The organism is Lentzea pudingi (genome assembly GCF_014646255.1).
In the GTDB taxonomy this organism is placed as follows: Bacteria; Actinomycetota; Actinomycetes; order Mycobacteriales; family Pseudonocardiaceae; genus Lentzea; species Lentzea pudingi.
The window spans coordinates 103,880-124,080 of the sequence record NZ_BMNC01000017.1 but is presented as its reverse complement, the minus strand read 5'-3'; the positions used below and the strand labels follow the sequence as shown (position 1 = coordinate 124,080).

12 protein-coding genes are annotated in these 20,201 nt (G+C 69.2%); 4 read left to right on the top strand and 8 right to left on the bottom strand.

Going from position 1 to position 20,201, the window contains the following annotated elements:
- Positions 1-84: 84 nt before the first annotated feature.
- The 3 genes from IEY88_RS37105 to IEY88_RS37095 are packed head-to-tail and all read right to left on the bottom strand — an operon-like array spanning position 85 to position 12,094.
- Positions 85-369: a DUF6959 family protein gene (locus IEY88_RS37105; protein WP_189159592.1), complete on the bottom strand. Its 285-nt coding sequence runs from the start codon at positions 367-369 to the stop codon at positions 85-87.
- Positions 366-7,055 (bottom strand): polymorphic toxin-type HINT domain-containing protein, encoded by a 6,690-nt coding sequence (locus IEY88_RS37100; protein ID WP_189159591.1) that lies wholly within the window; start codon positions 7,053-7,055, stop codon positions 366-368. The genes IEY88_RS37105 and IEY88_RS37100 overlap by 4 nt, the downstream gene beginning before the upstream one ends.
- Before the next feature lie 35 nt (positions 7,056-7,090).
- Positions 7,091-12,094 carry a LamG-like jellyroll fold domain-containing protein gene (locus tag IEY88_RS37095; protein WP_189159590.1) on the bottom strand — a complete coding sequence of 1,668 codons (5,004 nt, stop codon included), beginning with the start codon at positions 12,092-12,094 and terminating at the stop codon, positions 7,091-7,093.
- Between the two features lie 246 nt (positions 12,095-12,340).
- Here IEY88_RS37095 and IEY88_RS37090 point away from each other — a divergent pair, with 246 nt between their 5' ends.
- Positions 12,341-13,285 (top strand): zinc-binding dehydrogenase, encoded by a 945-nt coding sequence (locus IEY88_RS37090; protein WP_189159589.1) that lies wholly within the window; start codon positions 12,341-12,343, stop codon positions 13,283-13,285.
- A 48-nt stretch (positions 13,286-13,333) separates the two neighbouring features.
- Here IEY88_RS37090 and IEY88_RS37085 read toward each other — a convergent pair whose 3' ends face one another.
- The 4 genes from IEY88_RS37085 to IEY88_RS37070 all read right to left on the bottom strand — a co-directional run bounded on the left by IEY88_RS37085 (position 13,334) and on the right by IEY88_RS37070 (position 16,259).
- Positions 13,334-14,038, bottom strand: a complete 705-nt coding sequence (locus IEY88_RS37085) for an anti-sigma factor family protein (RefSeq protein ID WP_189159588.1) — start codon at positions 14,036-14,038, stop codon at positions 13,334-13,336.
- Entirely contained in the window at positions 14,035-14,586 is a 552-nt protein-coding gene (locus tag IEY88_RS37080; RefSeq protein ID WP_089953784.1) for a sigma-70 family RNA polymerase sigma factor, read from the bottom strand. The genes IEY88_RS37085 and IEY88_RS37080 overlap by 4 nt, the downstream gene beginning before the upstream one ends.
- Before the next feature lie 122 nt (positions 14,587-14,708).
- Complete coding sequence (locus IEY88_RS37075) at positions 14,709-15,644, bottom strand: DUF1996 domain-containing protein (RefSeq protein ID WP_229694112.1); 936 nt, start codon at positions 15,642-15,644, stop codon at positions 14,709-14,711.
- A 105-nt stretch (positions 15,645-15,749) separates the two neighbouring features.
- A complete protein-coding gene (locus IEY88_RS37070) occupies positions 15,750-16,259 on the bottom strand; it encodes an anti-sigma factor (protein ID WP_189159587.1) in 510 nt (169 codons plus the stop codon).
- Positions 16,260-16,503: 244 nt separating this feature from the next.
- Here IEY88_RS37070 and IEY88_RS37065 point away from each other — a divergent pair, with 244 nt between their 5' ends.
- The 3 genes from IEY88_RS37065 to araD are packed head-to-tail and all read left to right on the top strand — an operon-like array spanning position 16,504 to position 19,746.
- Complete coding sequence (locus IEY88_RS37065; protein ID WP_229694111.1) at positions 16,504-17,151, top strand: GntR family transcriptional regulator; 648 nt, start codon at positions 16,504-16,506, stop codon at positions 17,149-17,151.
- A complete protein-coding gene (locus IEY88_RS37060; RefSeq protein ID WP_189159586.1) occupies positions 17,138-18,043 on the top strand; it encodes a dihydrodipicolinate synthase family protein in 906 nt (301 codons plus the stop codon). Before IEY88_RS37065 ends, IEY88_RS37060 begins: the two co-directional genes overlap by 14 nt.
- Entirely contained in the window at positions 18,040-19,746 is a 1,707-nt protein-coding gene (gene araD, locus IEY88_RS37055) for an L-arabinonate dehydratase (RefSeq protein ID WP_229694110.1), read from the top strand. Before IEY88_RS37060 ends, araD begins: the two co-directional genes overlap by 4 nt.
- On the opposite strand, the gene IEY88_RS45310 is transcribed toward araD, so the two are convergent.
- A complete protein-coding gene (locus tag IEY88_RS45310) occupies positions 19,743-20,192 on the bottom strand; it encodes an alpha/beta hydrolase (RefSeq protein ID WP_308426044.1) in 450 nt (149 codons plus the stop codon). The two genes, araD and IEY88_RS45310, sit on opposite strands and share 4 nt — an antisense overlap.
- Positions 20,193-20,201: the final 9 nt, after the last annotated feature.

Sequence of the window (20,201 nt, the reverse complement as noted above, 5' to 3'; positions counted from 1 at the left end):
TTCTGTCCGTGTATCCGACGCGGACGGGGCAGCGCTCGCCATGAGCACCACCCCCGCCACATCACAACCGACCTCTCACCACGATCAGGTGGCGTAGGGCAGCTTGAACCCGCGTACCCGAGAAGCGTCCTCGTACGTGGACATCATCGCCGAAATGACGGACTCGATCTCCGCGAGCGGATACTTGGCCTCGTCGAGATCACCTTCGGCGATGCACTCGGAAAGCTCCTTGATCGTGTCTCGGAGCACGCTCAGGGAATCCCCCTGGATCGCTGCGGCGGGAAAGTTCCTGCCGGGCAGCTGAACCACGGCGAAGTTACCGTCCACCGCCAGCACCTCGGCGGGTTCAATCGATTTGTCCACTGTCATCCCTGTGGGTGGAAGGTGATGCTCGGTTCGCCTTCGATGAGCTTCCCCTTGAAGATATCCGACCGCCTGCCCACTCCCGCCGTTACATCCAAGCGAGGGAGAGAGCTGGCGATTCTGCTCCTGAGACGGGCATTGGCACCGGTGATCACGTAGTCCCAGTCCGATCCGGGCCCGTAGCCCTTCGGGTTGGCGTCCGACCTGGGTCCCTTGACCCTGCTGCCGACCACCGAGATGCTCACACCGCGACTGTTGGCGGCGTTCTGGATCCTCCTCATCTCGGACGGCGAAATCCCTTCCAACGAAGCACCGTTCGCCACCACCGGGTCACAGGGACCCGAGTTGTGCACGAGAACGGAACGGGCACCGGCCAGCACGTGGTAGGTGTGAATGCCGTCCACGGTCAGGTTGTGCACGCGTTCGACCGCGGTCCACTTCCTGACGGCGGTGATCTCGACCCGCGTGCCCGCCGACGTCCGGAGCGCCGAACCCACGTGCAGGTCCTTGGCGTCGACCCATTCCTCGTCGTCGAGCAGCCAGAACGGGTGCTGATCCGTCGCGACGATCCTGTCGTCACCGATCTCGATCTCGACGAGGTCCTTGTAACCCTGGCCGATGATCGTCGCGACCACCTCGCGGGCTCCGGACTCGCCCGTCACCGGGTCCGTGGCGAGCACCTGATCACCCAGCTCGACCTCGTCGATGCGCTTGGTCGTGCCGTCCGCCATCAACACCTGTGTGTCACCGGTGAAGCTGTTGCCGCTACCGGTTTTACAGCCGCGTCCCACCGTCTGGGCCGCTCTGCTGAGCCAACTCGCCTCCTTCGACGCGGCGGCGGCTCCTCTCGCTGCCGATCCGCCTGCGCCGCCCGCGGCCAAACCGACCGCGCCGATGACGACGAACACGGCGTCCAAGCCGTTCGCAGGCTTGTTGCCGACGGTGTAGGACCATTCGCAGAATCCGGCGCCGGGGTTGCTGCTGCGGCAGAGGTACGTGGCCCAGTGCTTGACAGCCTGTGCGTAGGTCTCACCAGGGGCCATCATGACCGGTGCGCCGAAGATCGGTCCTCGTTTCATCTCCTCGGCGGTGGGGAGGCGGTGGCCGTAGATGATCGGTTGGTTCGAGCCGTCACCGGTGCCGGACGCCCACTCGTACTGCTGCTGTTGCTCTTGCCGGTGGTCCTGTTCGGAGACGCCGCTTCCCGTTGGCCCGCACAGACCGTTGGTCGAGTAGCCACACCCGACCTCGTGGCCCGCAGCTGAGGTCGGGTTCTTCCTGTCGTCGTAGAAGTTGCACGAGTCGCAGTACAGGCCCGTCGGGTCGCTGAAGCTGATCGGGCTGTTGTTGGCGTAGACGTAGGCGTTCCACTGGCGTGGGTCCGCGAGGTCCATGATCGGGTCGACCGAGATGAACCGGCCCAGCTTCGGGTCGTACTCGCGGGCGCCGATGTGCGTGAGCCCGGTGTTGTCCAGGGTTCCGCCCACGAAGCCCTTGTCCAGCTTCGCCGGCCAGACTCCGGTGTTACCGCGGACCTCGCCGAACGGTGTGGTGCGGCGGGTGCTGACGGCCTGGTTCGACGCGTTGATGGTGTTCTGCGCGGTGCCGTGCTGGTCGGAGGTCATCCAGGTGAGGCCGGTCGACGTGCGCATCGCGATGGTCTGGCCCGCGTGGGCGTAGTACCGCGTGGCGGACTTCGTGTTGGCCGGGGTGGTGTAGCGCAGTTCCTGGCCCGGCAGGTACAGGGTGCGGCCTGCCGGGTCCCGGCGGATCAGGCGGTTGCCGTTGGCGTCGTAGACGTACGACGACTGGCCCGTCTCGTCGGTCGTGGTGGCGGGGCGGCCTTCGCGGTCCCACGTCGTCGTCTGGGTGGCGCCGCCCGGTGAGGGGCGGGTGAGGGTGTTGCCCGCGGCGTCGTAGGTGTAGGTCGCCTGCCGGGTGCCCGCGTTGTCCTTCGTCACCGTCTTGGCGACGCTGTGCTTGCCGGGCGTCATCGTGTAGTCGGTGGTGCGGGTGCCGTCGCTGGTGGCGTGCTCCACCAGCTTCGTGCGGTCGCCAGCCAGGTCGTAGGTGTAGGTCTGCCAGTACTTCGACGGTCCGCCGAGGCCGGTGTCGGTGGGGTCGGTGGCGCAGTTGCCGGACGTCGGGGTCCAGGCCTCGGTCAGGCGGCGCAGGTGGTCGGCGCGGAAGCACTGCGTGTCCGAGCTGACCGAGTCCGAGACCCTGGTGACGTTCCCGGCCCAGTCGTGGCTGTACGACACGTCCGCGACATCGGTCGGCCCGGTCGTCCTCGCGGTCTTGATCTGGTTGAGCCGGCGGGTGGCCGGGTCGTAGTTGCGCACGACGTTGACCGCGTTGGCACTGGTGCCGCTGCGCAACTCGTACGCCGCCAGCTCACCGAGAGGCGTGTAGCCGGTCACGGGGACGAACCCGGCCATCGGCGTGGTGCTGTAGCCGGAGTTCTGCTTCTTGAGCTGGCCCAGCGCGTCGTACTCGTACTCCAGCGTCTCGACCTTGAGTTCGCCCAGCGCCGGCACCCGCGTGCTCTGGAGCTGGTCGTCGTCGTTGTAGGTGTAGACGTAGTTGTAGGTGCCGGCCAGACCGGTCTCCCCCGCCGGGATCGTGACGTCCGTGGACGTGGGCAGGAAGTCCTGCGGCCGCATGCGCTTGTGTTCGGAGACGTAGTCGCCGAGTGCGTCGTGGCGCACCGACTTCACCTGGGCACCCTTGACGGAGATGCCGCTGGAGAGCGTGTCGTAGAACCACTCCAGACGGGCGGTGCCGGTGGCCGAGTCGTCGCGGGTGCTCGTCTTGCGGCCCAACGCGTCGTAGGTGTTCACGAGCACGTGGCCGCGTGCGTCCTTTGAGGACACGAGCTGGTCCGCGTCGTCGTAGGACGACTCCGACGCGCCCTTGTCCGGGTCGACCGCGGCGATCTGACGGCCGCGCGTGTCGTAGGAGTACTGCCACTTCTTGCCCGACGGGTGCACGACCTCGGTGAGCTGGCCCTTGCGGTCGTAGGTGTACTTGGTCGCGTCGAAGCCCGTCGCGGCGCCCGCGACCACGCCCGAGTGGTACTGGCGCAGCTCCGACTTGCGGCCCTGGGCGTCGAGCAGCGTCGACGTCACGACCCCGCCGGCGGGCGGCGTGGTGTCCGTGCGGTCGCCCGCGTAGTAGGTGGTCGTGCGGAACAGCTCGTCACCGCCGGGGCTGGCGACGGGCACGTTCTTCTTCAGCACGGTGACGAGTTCACGACCGGCGCCGTCGTACTGCGTCGTGGTCGCCGACGGGATGGTGTCGGTCGGGACGAACAGCGAGTCGTTCGGGGTGAAGGCCGCGTTGTAGGGGTTGTTCGCCCTCTTGGCGCGCCCCGCCGAGTCGTAGTGGGTGTCGGTGATCACCGTGTTCGACGCGGTACCCGAGGCGTCCGGTTTCTGCGCCTGACGCGGCCTCAGCAGGCCGTCGTACAGCTCGCGCGACGCGACGTACTGCCCGTTGACCATCACACTCGACGTGACGACCGAGGGCTGGTCGGTGCGCTGCAGGTAGGAGAACTTCTTGTAGGCGAGCCTGCCCGCCTTCGCCTGGCCCGGCTTCCACACCGCTGTCGTGCGGCCGAGTCCGTCGTACTCGATGAACGCCTTCTGGTCGTTGGGGTCCGTTGTGGACACCGGCGAACCCCAGGCGGGCTCCACGGCGGTCTTGGTGACCCAGCCGAGTGTGTTGGTGGTGGTCACCTCGGTGACGGGTCCGCCCAGCGCGGGCGTGTACGCCGTGCTCAGGGTTCCCTTGGGGTCGGTCAGCTTCGTGACACGGCCGTAGACGTCGCGTTCGGTCGAGGACTCGGTCAGGTAGGCCGCGGTGGCGCCGACGTAGGACTTGAGGGTCTCGGACCTGGTGGGATCACCCAGGGTCGGCGCGACACCGTGCCCTTGGCCGTCGTAGTAGGTCTTGAGGTCGCCTGCGATGTCGGCGTCCTGCAGGCCGGTCTCGGCCTTGGCCTTCGCGCAGTCGACGAGGTAGTCGCGCTTGCGCGACACCTTGTCCGTCACCCAGGCCGACGTGTTGCGCACGTAGTCGATCAGCACGCACTTCTCGTCGCCGGTCGCCGCGTCGTCGCCGCGGTCCTCGGTCTGCGTCGCCTGACCGTAGGTCTGGTCGAAGTCGGTGACCTGGGTGGTGGTGCGGAAACCCCGGCCGCTGTCGAGCGCGACACGCGTGTGCTTGCTCGCGGACTGGACGTACCGGGCGTGAACGGTGACGTCGTTGATCGTGCGGCTCGCGGTCGGTTCCGACTGCCACGGCCCGGTGACCGTCGCGGACACCTCGGCGCCGCCGGGCCCGTTGTGGATGATCTCCTCACGCATCATGCCGGCGAAGGCGTCCTCGTCGTTCACTGCCGCAACAGCGCCCACGGTGATCGCCGGAAGCGTCACCTCCCGAGTGCCTGACGGCATCTTGTCGCCGTGCATGCCGCGGAAGTAACGCCGCTCGGTCAGCGTCTGCTCACCGGGGTCGCCCAGACGCGTCTTGACCGCGCCGTAGCCGCGCCACACCGACCACGTCTTGTCCTCGGCCTTCACGAAGCCGTCGTCGTCGGAGTAGTGCCAGGCCGGGTCACCGACGTACTCGTACTGCGTGAGCACGCGCACCGAGCCGCCGGTCAGGTCCGACTCGGTCATGCTGTTCACGACGTACTTGTGGAAGTAGTCCCAGATCGGTGCCGGGTCACCGGGAGGCGTCCAGCGCACCGGGTAGCACCGCAGCTTGTTGTCCTGCAACGCGTTCTGGTCAGGCATCCGCGAGCCCGGAACGCAGTCCGGATCGGAGTAGGTGACGTCGATCTGCCCACCGCTCTCGGTGAAGATCGTCTTGAGACGCCACCACTTCATCGCCGCCAGCTGGTCTGAGTGCGTGTCGACGCGGTTGCTCAGCTGGATGCCCAGGAAACGAACGTCCGGCGTGGTGGTCTGCTGCCCCACCAGGCCCACGCGCGAGATCTTGTCGAGCCACAACCCGGCCCGGGTGCCATCACCGGGATCGGGGAACGAGTGCGTCAGCGTCCACTTCTCGACCGCGTTCCCGCCGGTCTTCGTGGTCACCGACGCCAGGCGCTTGGTCCCCCAGAACGTCGGCGAGCTGAAGTTGCACGGGCTGCCGGTGCACTCCTGGTCCCACGGAGTGTCCGGCCAGTGCGCGGCGTCCTTCGTGCCGCAGTCGGCCAGGCAGCGGTCGGCGGGCTCGAGGACCACCTGCATCGGCGCGGTCTCGGTGCGATCGCCGCGGGTGCCGTAGTCGATCTGCTTGAGCACCGACGCACGGTCGTACTCGACGACGTCGGTGCGGGAGTTGTTGCGCCCGTACTTGTTCGTTTCCTTGTCGTAGCTGTACGTCATCGTGTTGTTGTGGGTGTCCACGACGTACTCGAGGTTCCACCGCCACGGCTGCGCGCAGAACGAGTCCTTGAACAACGTCGCCGCGCACGGCTCACCGGCGTGGTTGCCCGCCACCGGCACGTTGAGCACCGACTGCGCGCCACGGCCGAACCAGTGCTGCGTCCCGTCCTTGGTCGTCACGACCCAGTGCTCACCGTTGCGCGCACCGTTGTCCGCGCCGGTCCGGAACTCCACGCGGGTGCCGTCGTCGTTGCGCAGACGCCACCGGTTCGAGTCCCCGGCCTCCTTGATCAGCTCGCCGCCGTGCCCCGTCATCGACAACGTGGCGTTCTCGTTGCGCCAGCACATGTCGCCGGTCTCGGTGGTGTTGCGCGCACCATCAGCCATGTCACCGGCACAACCGACGTACTTGCGCTCGATGAAGTTGCCCCCGAGGTCGAACCCCTCACCGATCCACGACGGCTGGTTGTTCGACGCGGCCATCCGGCCGTCCACGCTCGCCGACGAGTAGGCCAGCGTCAGCGACGGCGCCGGCCCTCCCAGCGACGGCGGCACCCGCAACGGGTAGTTCCAGTGGAATCCGCCGGTGTTGCCGCCCGCCGACCACGTCGCCGACGGCGACAGACTCGTCGCCTCGTAGCTGCCCGAGCCACTGGACGTGCCCGCGGTCAGCGCCATGAACGTCGCCGCCGCGGGACTCGCCTGCGCCGCCGTCACCTTGTTCTTCGCGGTGTCGTTGCGCGACGCGACCGGCTTCGCCGCGCACTCCGGCTTGTCCGGCGTGCTCAACGCGCACTCCGGCAACTCGACCAGCCGCAGCCGGGAAGCCCAGTCACCGCCGTAGGCCCAGCGGAACGACGAGTAGTCGACCTCGACCTTCGCCGCACCACCGGACACCTTGAACAGCAGGCCTTCCACACCGGCCTTGCGGGTCTTCTCGCGGTCGAACGTCTCGATCCGGACCTTGGGCTTCGCGGCACGCGCCGTGGCCGTGGCATCGGCGGACGCCACGGTCAGCGGAGTGCCGATGACCTTCGACGCCGACGCGCCGAGAGGAACCTCGGCGACCGCCGCCTTGGGCCACACCGGCGCGCTGCCGGTGAAGGCCTTCCCGGTACGGGTGTCCTCGTTCTTCGCGGCGCCCGCGGTCTTCCCCTTGATCACCCGCTCTTTCGCCGGTGCCGGCGGTGTGTAGGGCGCGGCGACCGCGGTCGGGGGTGTGGCGGAGAGAACCGTGGTCACCAGCGACGCCACCAGTGCGACGGCCAGGCCACGTCTGGGCAGGGCTGTGGGCATGACACAACTCCAGAAGTGAGGTGGAGGACCGCGGACTAGCTGAAGAAGACGCGGGACGGGTCGGTCCAGCCCAGGCCGACCCTGGTGGGTTCGGCGTAGGGGAAGGAGGTCAGGCCGTGGTGGTTGGTGTACGACCAGACCGAGCTGTCCGGGCGGACCGCGATGATCTCCGCCTTGCCGTCTCCGGTGATGTCGGCGAAGAAGGTCCGGTCAGCCGTCCAGCCGGAACCGATCTCCTGCGGCGTGTCGTAGGTGCCGTAGCCGAGGCCGCCGAGGTTGCGGTGCGCCCACACGGTGGTGCGTTCGTCGGCGTTCACCGTGATGAACTCGGCCTTGCCGTCACCGTCGACGTCGGCGAACCGGATGGCCTCCGGAGCCTTGTCGGTGACCTTCACGATCACCGGTGTGGCCGAGAACGCCGTAGTCTGGCCGAGCTCGTTCATGCCGAACAGGTTGCGGTACACGCGAACCCGGCCGTCGTCGTCGAGCGAGATGCGGTCGTCCCTGCCGTCGCCGTCGATGTCGGCGAACTTGATCCGCTTCGTCTCGCCGGGCGCCGAGCCGATGAAGATCTGGTCGACGTACGGGAAACCGTTCATGCCGTTGACGTTCTTGAACGCCTTGATCCGGCCGTCCGGCTCGACGCCGACGATCTCGGACTTGCCGTCGCCGTCGATGTCGGCGAACCAGGTGCGCTCCTTGGGCCAGCCCGAACCGATGTGCTGCAGGCTGCCCGGGTACTCGCCGCCGACGTTGAGATGCGCGCCGACGATGCCGTCGCTCTGCACCGAGATGATCTCGTCGTTCCGGTCGCCGGAGATCGACGCGCCCTTGCGCGTCGTCGTGACGAGCGGCGCGGGGGCGAGCGCGCCCTGCCACACCCTCAGGTCGTCGATGTTGCCGTTGAAGTACTCGCCCGCGCTGCTGCGGCCGACCGAAAGCACACCGGTCGAGTTCCAGCCGACGACTCCGGTGACGGTGCTCTTCAACGCGACCGGCGTGTCCTTGGTGCCGACGCTGAGCTTGAGCGTGCGCGCGCCGGCGTCGTAGGTGGCCACGAGGCGAGTCCACGTACCGGCCGTCGCGTCGGCTTTGGCTCGCCACCACGTGGTCGGGCCGGCCTGCGAGTTCGGCATCTCGGCGCTCCACTGCGCACCGTCGTACCTCAGCGTGAACGGATCCACAGTGGACGGACCGTGCTGCACGACGACCGTGCGGGGCGTTCCCGTTCCGTTGACCTTGGCCCACACGTCGACCGAGAACGACTGGTCGGTGTTCAGCACGGCGTCGTTCGTGCTCGCGAAACTGCTGGAGCCGTTGAGTTCCAGCCCGGTGCCGCCGAGGTTCTGCGGACCCGCCTCGCCCCACTTCGCCCCGCCGGCGAGGTTCAACGTCAGGTCACGGCCGAACGGCGAGGAGTCGACCGCCGTGTCACCGCTGCCGTCGTTGAACTTCCACCAGCCCACGTCGCTGCGGTTCAGCTCGGTGTCGGCCAGCGCCAGCGACTCCTTCGGGGTGATCGTGCGGCTCCACGCACGCACCTCGGCCAGTTCGCCCTGCCACGGCTCGACCTCCGCGGAGTTGCGCAACGCCTTGCCGATCCACACCTGACCACCGGCGTTGAAGCCCGCGGTCGCGCCCAGCACCGCCGTCTGCCGCTGCAGAGCGCCGTCGACGTACAGCCGCACCTCGCGACTGAGGTCGTCGAACGTGCCGGTCAGGTGCGTCCAGACACCTTGCGCGGCCGGAGCGGTCGAGACCGCGGTCTTCTGCGCGGCGTTCGCGGTGTCGCTCTCCGCCACGGAGAAGGTCCACTTGTGCTGCCCCGAGTCGTAGCCGAGCTTGAAGGCCGAGCCGGTCGAGCCCTGCTGGCTCACCACGGTGCGGCTCGCCGTGTCGTTGGTCAGGCGGACCCACGCCGAGACGGAGAAGCCCTTGCTCGTGTCGAGCACCTTGGCCGTCGTCGCGCCGTTCTGGGTCGTGCCCGGGAAACCGACGGCTGTCGGCCCACCGGCCATGCGGCCGGGCTTGCCGGGGGTGAGTCCGCTCAGCGTCAGGTCGTGGCCGTTCCCGGTGCCGTCGGAGGACGGGTCGTCAGCGGCGAACCACTCGGCCTCGTTGCGCTGGGCGCCCGCGACGGTGAACGCGAACGTCCTGCGGGTCGCGAGTCCTGCCTTGTCGACCGCGTCCACGAACAGGGTGTGCGGTCCCTCCGACGGAGGCGTCCAGCGCACGGTCTCGCCCGCCTTCACCGTCTCCGTCGGCATGTCCGTGAAGCCCCAGCGGAACTTGTCGATGTCGGGCGATCCGCTGGCGAACTTGAAGGTGTCCGCGATGCCCAGCGCGCCGCACCCCTCAGGCGCGCAACCCTGCGTCTTGTAGACGGAGGACTCGAACGCCGGGGCCTCCGGCGCGGTGACGTCGACGGAGAACTCGCACCAGTTCGAGGGCTGGCCCCACAACGGTGCCTGGTCGCCGGCCGTCACGCGGTAGGCGTAGTTGCCGGTGGTGATGCCGCGGGCCGCGATGACCCACGGGTCACCGCCGTTGGTGGTGCCGATGACGCCGGGGTAGAGGTAGTAGCTGTCCGCCCAGCGCACCTTCGCCACGACGTCGGGCGCGCCGTCGAAGTTGAAGTCCACGACCGTTCTGGCCGAGGCACCCTGCCAGCCGGAGCCGATCTCCCAGCGCACGTAGTTGCCGGACTGGGGCGTCCGCGCGCCGAGGCCCTTGTACAGCCACAGGACGTCGCCCGCCTCGGCGACGATGTCGGGTGCGCCGTCTCCGGTGCGGTCGACGACGCCGTAGTAGGTGAAGCCGTTCCAGCCGGCGCCCAGCCACACGCGTTCCGCGGTGGGCTGCGCGCGGTTGCCGTCGCCGGGGTACAGCCACAGGACGTTCCCCGGATCCCTGGCGATCACGTCCTGCTTGCCGTCGCGGTCGTAGTCGGCGACTCCCGCATAGGTGTAGCCGCCCCAGCCGCTGCCGATCGGTACGGGCGGGACGGCCGACGGGCCGCGCTTGCCCTCACCGGGGTAGAGCAGGAGCGTGCCGGTCGAGTCCTCGCGCGCGATGATGTCGGTCTTGCCGTCCCTGTCCCAGTCGGCGAGGCCCGCGATCGTGTAACCGTTCCAGCCGAGGCCGATCTGCACACGATCACCGGAGCGCCAGCCGGCGGGGGTCTCCACCGTCGGCATCATGTACAGGTAGCCGTCGTGGTCGCGGAAGATCAGGTCCGTCCTGCCGTCGTTGTCCCAGTCTCCGGTGCCGACCAGGTCGTCCGACCACTCGACCACACCCGTGGGCACGGAGCCGTCCGACTTGGGGATCGTCTGCTCGGCGGTGGTCCCGTTGCCCCACGGCGAGTTCTCGAGGTGCGCGATCGTGGCCTGCGTGCCGTCCGGGCGGATGCGGCGCCACTCGAAGCGGGCCTTCATGGTGTCCGCGCCGTCGGGGTCGCTCACGCGGCCGCGGATCGTGGGGGTCGCGGTCGGCACGGCGGGACGGCTGTCGCCGGTCGCACACGCCTTGCCGTCCACCGTGACCGGGTCCGGCACGTTGGGGTACGAGTTGTAGTCGATGGCCAGCACCGCGGTGCCGGGGTTGAAGCGCTTCCACGAACTGACCGCGCCCTCGCCGACGTGCAGCACCACCGAGACGCTGTCCCAGTTGTTGCGCGCGCCGTGGGCCACCACACCGCTGAAGTTGAACTCGACGTCACCCGGCCCCGCACACCCGTGCACGGACCCGACCTTGCGGTTGGCCGGGCTCGACCACGCCCAGTTGTCGTCCCACCAACCGGGCTGGTTGTTCCAGGTGGTGCCGCCGTCGAAACCGTTCGTGACCCGCACCGTCGCGTGGGAGTTGGGGTTGCAGGTGAACGACCACTTCTGCTCGATGCGGAACGAGGCGCCCGTGACGACCTTGCCCTTGACCGCCGAGAGGTCCATGCGGAAGTACGAGCGGACGTTGTACGTCGGGCTCAGGCACGTGCCGCTCTGCGAGACGTTGTCACAGGTGAGGCCGGTTCCGGCGGAGCCGTAGCTGCCCGAGTTGAAGAGGTAGTCCTGCCCCTGGTTGTTGCGTCCCTGCCAGAAGGCGCCGCCCGCGTCCTTGCTGGACACCAGCGTCCACGCGTTGCCCTGCACGTTGCCCGTCCACGACGGGTCGATCATGACCGGGTACTGGGCGTTCTCGAGCAGCGCGGCGTCCGGCTTGACCGTGAGCTCACCGTCGGTGGCGGTCACCGGCATGGTCGCCTTGCGCTTCTTCCGGCCCTCGGCCGCGGACTTCGAGAGCACGCCGACGTGCGCGACGGTGTCCTCGCCGGAGTCCCACATGGTCGGAGGCGGTGACGTGAACACGACCTTGCCGGCCTCGTCCCTGGCTGCCAGGCCGGCACCGCTGGGGGTGGTGGTGACGCCCTTGGTGTCGAAGCCGAACTTGACCTCCGCGAGCTTCGGGTTCCTCGCCGCCTCGCGGTTCTTCACGACGAGGACCTCGGAGAAGCCCTGCGGCGACGCGGTGAGCACGAGGTCGACGCCCGGCAGCACCTCGCGGTAGGTGGCGTCCGCGCCGGACAGCACCGGCTCCGGCAGCGAACCGTGGGGCCAGGTGATCGAGAGCTCGCGGTCGCCGTCGCGCAGCTTCGCGGCAGGTCCGGTACCTCCGGCGGAGAACTCGACGGGCAGCGCGGACGCCGCAGGGGTGATCGTCTTGCCGGTGGCGCGCAGCGTCGTGTCGATCCGGGTCCACGACCCGTCGGCCCGGCGGGCGAACCGGGGCTCGACGGACTGCTCGCTGGTGAAACCACCCGAGGACTTGGCGAACGTCTGAGCGGTCTCGGACCGCAGGGAGAGGACCTCGACGCGGTGATCACAGCGCTTGGCCGTGTCGGCGGCCGCCTGAGGAGTCTGCTCGGCGTCGACGCATCCGGGTGCCGCGACGGCGGCCGGAACGTGAACGCCCGGCAACGCGACGGCCGCCGCGATCAGGATTGTGCGCAGCGCGAAGCCGCGCGCTCTCGAAGCGCGAATCAAAGTGATGCCCCCAGGCGTCCGCGCATGTCCCCCGACACCACGCGATCATTTTCAAGCTCCGCGGAAGCATGCATCGCGAATGAGACGATTACAAGGGGCAGTGTGCCGCGGCCCGGTCCACAAGATCATTGTTCGGAGGCTCGGACGATGCCGGGCACGTCACGGACCTCCGGCGGTGTTCAACGCGAACCCGCGTCAGTTGAACGCCTTGACCTCCAGCTAAGTCGAGCTCCTACCGTCGGCGGCATGTTCGCGATTCGGCAGTACGAGTTCGGCCCGGCGGAGAACCTGCGCTTCGAGGAGGTCCCCGACCCGGAGCCCGCCGCGGGCCAGGTCCGCGTCACCGTGGCGGCGGCCGGCGTCCACCTCGTCGACACGACGATCCGCAAGGGCGGCTTCGGGCCCGTCGCCTTCCCGATGACGCCCGGCCGTGAGGTCGCCGGGGTCGTGACGGCGCTCGGTGAGGACGTCGCGCCGGACTGGCTCGGCCGCCGGGTCGTCGCGCACCTCGGCCAGGCCAACGGCGGGTACGCCGAGCTCGCGGTGGCGGGGGCCGGCGCCCTGCACGCGCTGCCGGACGACGTGTCGTTCGAGGCGGCCGTCGCGATGATCGGGACTGGGCGGACCGTGGTCGGGGTGCTCGACGCCGCGAGGCTCACGAAGGACGACGTGGTGCTCGTGACGTCGGCGGCCGGGGGCATGGGCGCGTTGTTCGTGCAGGAGGCGCGCAACGTCGGCGCGCAGGTCATCGGGCTCGCGAGCGGCGAGAAGCTCGACCTCGTCATGGACAACGGCGCGGACGCCGCCATCGACTACACGCGGCCCGGCTGGGCGGACGGTCTCAAGGACATGACCGTCGTGCTGGACGGCGTCGGCGGCGAGGCGGGCGCGCAGGCGTTGAAGACGCTCGGACCCGGCGGGCGGCAGATCATCTACGGCTGGGCGTCCGGGTCGTCCACGCCGATCAGCACGGAGGCGTTGTTCGCGAACAGTCTCACCGCGACTGTCGCATTGGGACCCGGGCTGATGCGGCGCGGGCTGCGGGTGCTGGAGGAGGAGTCGATGGCGGGGCTCGCGAGCGGGCGGTTCGTGCCGCTGGTCCACCCGCCGTTCGCGCTGAAGGACGCCCCGCTGGCGCACGAGGCGCTGGAATCCCGTGCCACGGCGGGGAAAGTGGTGCTCAAGCCGTGAGAAGAGGGGCCGCTTCCCGTACTGCGGAAGCGGCCCCTCGTCCCTCGGTCACGCCTGGACCGGCACCTCGACGAACTTCTTGCCCGCGAAGTTCTCGACCACCACGGACTTCACGTCCTTGGGGTCGACCAACGCGGAACCGTCCAGGTTCGTGCCCTCGGCGGCGCCCTTCTTGGACACCACCCAGGAGCCCGCCTCCTGGCGGCTGCCGTCCTTCGCGACAACGAAGATCCGGCACTTCTCGCCCTCGGGAATGCCGTTGATCGCCATGTTCGTCCTGACCCAGCCGGCGGCGGGGACGACCTTCACGGTCATCGACGCCTTGGTCGCCGGGTCGGTGAACGTGGCAAGCCTGGTGCCCGCCGGATCCGGTGCCACCGTCGGGGTGGGAAGGGCTGTCACATCGGGTGACGTGGCCTTACCGACGAAGACACCGGCGCCGAGCACCACCGCGGCCACGACGGCCGCCGCGGCACCGATCGCGAACTGACGACGTCGTGCGACGCCGCCCCGTTCGGCACGCACCTGGCGCAGGGTGCGCTGCAACAACAGATCGCCGCCCTCGGGCGGCCCGTCCAGCATGGCCTCCGGCGGCACCTCGCCGAGGAAGGCCTCCATGTCGCGGAGCTCTTCGAGTTCACGCTTGCAGTCGGGGCAGGACGCCAGGTGCTGGTCCATCTCGCGCACCTCCTGCTCGTCCAGTGCCCCGAGAACGTAGGCACCGAGCAGTTGCGGGTCGTGCTGCGTGGTCATCCGGCCACCCCCTTCAGTGCGACCTTCTGACCGCCGAAGGTCTCCCTCAAGGCTCGCAACGCGTAATACGATCTCGATTTCACTGTGCCAGGTGGCACCCCGAGCGCCTCAGCCGCCTCCGTCACGCTCCGGCCGCGGAAGTAGATCTCCATCAGCACGTCGCGGTGGTCGGAGGACAGCCTGTCGAGCGCTTCGAGCACCACCACCGAGTCGACGACCTGGTCGGCGTGGTCGCGCTCGATCGGGGGCGTCGCCGGGGACTCCGCCACCTCCTGAGGACGCGCGGCCTTCGCCCGCACCCTGTCGGTGACGATGTTGCGCGCCACCGTGAGCAACCAGCCTCGCACCGATCCCTTGCCGTTCACGAGGGCGTCGGGATGGCGCCACGCTCGGACCAGGGTCTCCTGGACCACGTCCTCGGCAGCCGCCCGATCGCCGGTCAGCCGCGTCGCATACGCCAGCAGCGCCCGACCGTGCTCCTCGTAGAGCGATCGGATCAGTGCCTCGTCGGCCGCGGTCTCCCGTTTGCGGGAGAACAAAGCCGCCATCCACCCACTCCTCCCCGCCCGCGACCGATCTCCTGCGGGCGTCCTGTTGAAGACCTCAGCCGACACACGAGCGGCGGAGTGCTTCGGTTCAACGGCTTTCGACTAAAAAGGATCGCCGGATGTTAGCGGGACCGGTTGAGGTACCCGGCCAGTTCCGCCATCCGCGCCTCCGGCATGGCGTTGATGTACATCCCGTGGTCGGTCGCCGGGTCGCGCAGTTCCTCGGCGAAGCTGTCGATCGCGAACGGGCGACCTGCGGGGATGTCGTAGCCCACGGTGACGTGCAGGCGTGGGATGGGAAAGGTCTTGGCCGGGCACATGCCCCCGGCCAGCGGGAACACCACGTGCGTGCGGTGCGAGGCGCTGTCGGTGTTGTTGCCGTCCCAGCAGCTGCCGAAGTCGTAGCTGCGCAAGGTGGTCGCGCTGCCGCACAACGGGTACTTCGTCGTGAAGCGGCCCGGCTGGTCCGAGCAGCCCCACCTGGCACGCGTGAGCGGACCGTAGTCGCTGGTGAACGCCGACGGGTCGCCGGTGATCAGGCGCAGGAACCGCGGCATCGGCAGCACGTCGCTCACGGGGCTGCCGTCGTACCGGATCTCGACGCTCCTCGGCCGGAGCACCTCACCGGTGTTGCCGTGCAGGCCGCCGCCGTCGGCGTGCTCGTCGTGCCCGACGCCGTCGGTCAGCCGCAGCACGGGCCAGTAGTAGGTCGAGAGGTCGTCGTTCTCGCACGTCGTCGTCGCGGCCGCGAGGGACTCGTCGGTCGACATGGCATCGGCCGAGGAGTTGCCGACGTACTCGTGGGTGTGGTGGGCGCCGAACGGGATGCCGGGTGAGACGACGGGGTTGTCCGCGTTGAGGTGGCGTTCCTCGTTCGTGCCGCAGCGGATGACGACGTGCGGCGTCTTCGGTTCGACGAGCACCTGGTCGAGGTCGCTGACGTACTGGTCAGGCGATGGCGCACCGGTGGACGTGCCGCGCAGCAGGACCGCGGAGCCCGCCACGACGAGGAGCGCGACCACCGCGACCGCGAAGGTCGCCGGTTTGTTCCGGGCCACGTCCCCAGCCTGCCAATCCGTCCGGGCGAACAAAAGCGCGTTGTCTCAACAGGATGGCAAACGCGCCGGCCGGACGGGGACTCGGGGCCGCGTCGGCCCCGAGTCCTAACTCGCGGTCACCAGCGGCCGGCGGTCGTGGTCGACCACGCTGACCCCGGTCACGTCCCCTGCCCGCACCATCGCGGACCCGGCCAAGGTCACCTCACCGTCGTGCGCCCTCCACGAACCCGCGGTGAACGTTCGTCCGTCCTTCGTGTGCACGACCAGCCAGCAGGCTTCCCCGTCCCGCATCCCGTCGACCGTCGCGACCAGCCTCAGACCACCCTCCGTCTCGGTGACCTGCACGGCCATGTGCGCACCCGTCGACGAAGTTCCCCGCAGGAGCGCGTCGACGTTCTCGGTGCCACCGACCCCCAGGCCCTGGCCCATCCAGACGCCCCCGGCGAGCACTCCGGCGACCGCGAGGGTCGACGACAGGGCCGTGACGCGCCCTCGGCGGCGCACGGCCTGGGTTCTTTCTTCGCGGACCGTGCCCAGCGTGCGCTGGAGCAGGTGGTCCATGTCCGGTGGAGGCCCGTCGAGCGCGGCCTCCGGTGGCAGTTCTTCCATCAGCATGTCGTTCTCGTTCAACTCGGTGGTGCCCAGGACGTTCGGTGCCTTGCGCCGGCGGACGCGGCAATGGACACGGTCATGCGGAACGATGCACTCGAATTTCTCCTTCTCCAGCCCCGCGCACAGCGGTGACCAACACCCTCAAAACGAGCCGGCGAGGAAGTTGGTTCAACGTGGATACAAGGACGTTGTCCAGCCCACACGAAAAAGTTGACCTGGGCCTCTACCTGCTCCTACGCTCTCATATATGATGTATGACCGGGTGGGGGCACTTCCGGCGTCCCGGACCGACTTCGTTCTGGAATCGATCAAAGAAGCGATTCTCGAAGGAAAACTGAAGCCGGGTCAGGCGCTCGTCGAAACCGATCTCGCCGCGTCGCTCGCCGTCTCGAAGACGCCCGTGCGCGAGGCGCTCAAGACGCTCGCCGGGTCGGGGCTCGTCGTGATGAGCCCGTACAAGGGCGCCGCGGTCCGCGTGGTCGACGCCGAGATGGCCAGGTCCGTCCACGACGTGCGGCTGCTGGTCGAGCCCGAGGCGTTGCGCCGGTCCGTCGCGCTGGGGGCGGACTTCTCCGAGGCCCGCTCGGCCCTCGACGAGGTGTCCGGCCTGGCCCGGCGCAGCCTGGCCAACCGCCGCTTCCACCGGGCGCTCTACGCCGGGTGCGGCAACCCGTTGCTGGTGGGGATCCTCGACGGGCTGCGCGACCAGACCGCGCTGATCACCGTCGCCGGCTGGGGCATCAGCCCGACGTGGGACGCCGAGGACGCCGAGCACCGGGCGATCCTCGTCGCCGCCGAGGAGGGCTTCGGCGACGCCGCCGCCGACCTGCTGCGCCGGCACATCCAGACGTTCGCCGACCGAGTGGCCGAGGAGCTTCCCGATGTCGTTCGATGACCTCTCCGAACAGCTGGCGTCCGTCGTGGCGATCACCGTCACCCCGTTCGACGCGGACGGGACGATCGACGAGAAGAACTACGCCGCCGTGGTGGACCGGATGGTCGAGGGCGGGATCTCGGTCGTGACGCCGAACGGCAACACGAGCGAGTTCTACACGTTGTCCTCCGCTGAGACCGAGCGCGCGCTGCAGATCACCGTGGACGCCGTCGGGGACCGTGCGGCAATCGTCGCCGGGGTCGGGCACGACGTCGGTTCCGCCGTGGCCGCCGCCCGGTTCGCGGACCGGGCCGGCGCTCGGGGGATCATGATCCACCAGCCGGTGCACCCGTACGTCTCGCTGGACGGGTGGGTGGACTACCACCGGGCGGTCGCCTCGTCGGTGCCTGAGCTGAGCGTGGTCCTGTACGTGCGGAACCCGCGGATCGGCGGCGCGCAGATCGCGGCGCTGGCGGACGCGTGCCCGAACGTCGTCGGCGTGAAGTACGCGGTGCCGGACCCGGTGCGGTTCGCCTCGGTCGCGCGCGACGCCGGGCTCGAACGGCTGACGTGGGTCGCGGGGCTGGCCGAACTGTCGGCACCGGGGTACTTCGCGGTCGGGGCCACCGGGTTCACGTCCGGGCTGGCGAACGTCGCGCCGCAGCTGTCGATGCAGATGTTCCGGTGCCTGCGAGCCCGTGAGTTCGGTGCTGCGATGGAGTTCTGGGAGTTCGTCCGGGGGTTCGAGGAGCTGCGGACGTCGAACGAGTCCGCCAACAACGTGTCCGTCGTGAAGGAAGCGTTGGCACAGCTCGGTTTGTGCCGCCGGGACGTGCGTCCGCCCGCCTCGGTGCTGCCGGAGGCCGATCGTTCGGCGGTGGGCGTTCTGCTGAACTCGTGGAGCCTGCTGTGAGGCTGCGCAGCGCGGAGTGGTTCGAGGGCGAGGGGCTCAGGGCGTTCTCGCACAACGCCCGCGCGCGTCAGCTCGGCCTGAACGCCGACGAGCACCTCGGCAAGCCGGTCATCGCGATCCTGAACACGTGGAGCGGCATCAACCCGTGCCACATGCATCTGCGCGAACGGGCGCAGCAGGTCGAGCGCGGGGTCTGGCAGGCGGGCGGCTTTCCGTTGGAGTTCCCCGTTTCCACGCTGTCGGAGACGTACCAGAAGCCGACCCCGATGCTGTACCGGAACATGCTGTCGATGGAGACCGAGGAGGTCCTCCGGTCCTACCCCGTCGACGGTTGTGTGCTGATGGGCGGCTGCGACAAGACGACCCCGGCGTTGCTGATGGGCGCCGCTTCCGCCGGCCTGCCCACGGTCTTCGTGCCGGCCGGGCCCATGCTGCGCGGGCACTGGCGGGGCGAGAGGCTCGCGTCCGGCACGGACATGTGGCGGTTCTGGGACGAGAAGCGGGCGGGCACGATCTCGTCCGGCGACTGGGCGGAGATCCAGTCCGGTCTGGCCCGCTCCCCCGGCACGTGCATGACGATGGGCACGGCGTCGACCATGACGGCCGCGGCGGAGGCGCTGGGGCTGACGTTGCCCGGGGCGTCGTCGATCCCGGCCGTGGACTCGGCGCACCACCGGATGGCGGCCGCGTCCGGGGCGCGTGTGGTCGAGATGGTGCGCGAGGGGCTCACCATCGGAGACGTGTTGTCGGCGGAGGCCTACGAGGACGCGATCCGGACCGTGCTGGCGCTGGGCGGGTCCACGAACTCGTACATCCACCTGATCGCGATGGCCGGGCGGTCGCAGATCCCGTTGTCGCTGGACGACTTCGACCGGCTGTCGCGCGAGGTGCCGGTGCTCGCCTCGGTCCAGCCCGCCGGTGAACACCTGATGGAGGACTTCTACTACGCCGGTGGGCTACGCGGGCTGCTGTCGCGGCTGCGGGACTCGTTGCACCTCGAGCGGATCACGGTGACCGGGCGGACGTTCGGCGAGGACCTCGACGGCGCCGAGGTGTACGACGCCGCCGTGATCCGGCCGCTGGACGATCCGATCTCTCCCGAGGGTGGGTTGGCCGTGCTGCGGGGGAATCTGGCCCCGGACGGCGCGGTGGTCAAGTACGTGGCGGCCGATCCCGCGCTGTGGCGGCACACCGGGCCCGCCGTGGTGTTCCACGGCTACCAGGACCTGCGGGCACGGATCAACGACCCCGCGCTGGACGTGACGAGGGATTCGGTGATCGTGCTCGCCGGTGGCGGGCCCAAGGGCGGGCCCGGCATGCCGGAGTACGGGATGCTGCCGATCCCGGACAAGCTGCTGCGCGAGGGAGTCCGGGACATGGTGCGGGTGTCGGACGCGCGGATGAGCGGAACCTCTTACGGGGCCTGCGTTCTGCACGTGGCACCGGAAGCGCACGTCGGCGGCCCGCTGGCGTTGGTGCGGGACGGCGACCTCGTGACGCTGGACGTCGAGGCGCGGGTGTTGCGCGTGGAGATCTCCGACGAGGAGATGGCGCGCCGTCGTGACGCGTGGACGGCGCCACCGCCGAAGTTCGAACGCGGTTACGGCGCCTTGTACTACGAGCACATCACACAGGCCGATCAGGGCTGCGACTTCGAGTTCCTGTCACGGCCCGGGAAGAACCCGGAACCCAACGCGCACTAGCTCTTGGAGTCGATGCGGCCGTCGGTGACCTCGACGTCCTTCCAGTCGTCGGTGCCGTGCAGCTGTGCCCGCAGGTACGCCGTCGTCAGCCGCAGCACGGTCGCGACCCGTTCGGGGTTCTCGTCCGTGGTCTCGGCGACGTCGTACCCGGAGACACCGCCGAAGCCGTGTTCCGCGCCGAACAGCGTGAGCAGGTCCTTCGGGCCGGGCGCCAGGTGGTACGGGTCGGCGTGCCAGTCCGGTCCCATGGTGGTCAGGTGCGCGGAGGCGTCCGCGTCCCCCGCGACGACGAGCGCGGGCGTCGTCATCCCGCTGAAGTCCGTGTGCTGCATGAAGGAGTAGTTCTCCCTCACCAGGTCGGTGACGGCGTCACCGCGGCCCGTGGAGCCGAGCAGCACACCCGCCTTGATCCGGTCGTCCTTCAGGCTGACGCCCTCGGTTGTCATGCCCAGCAG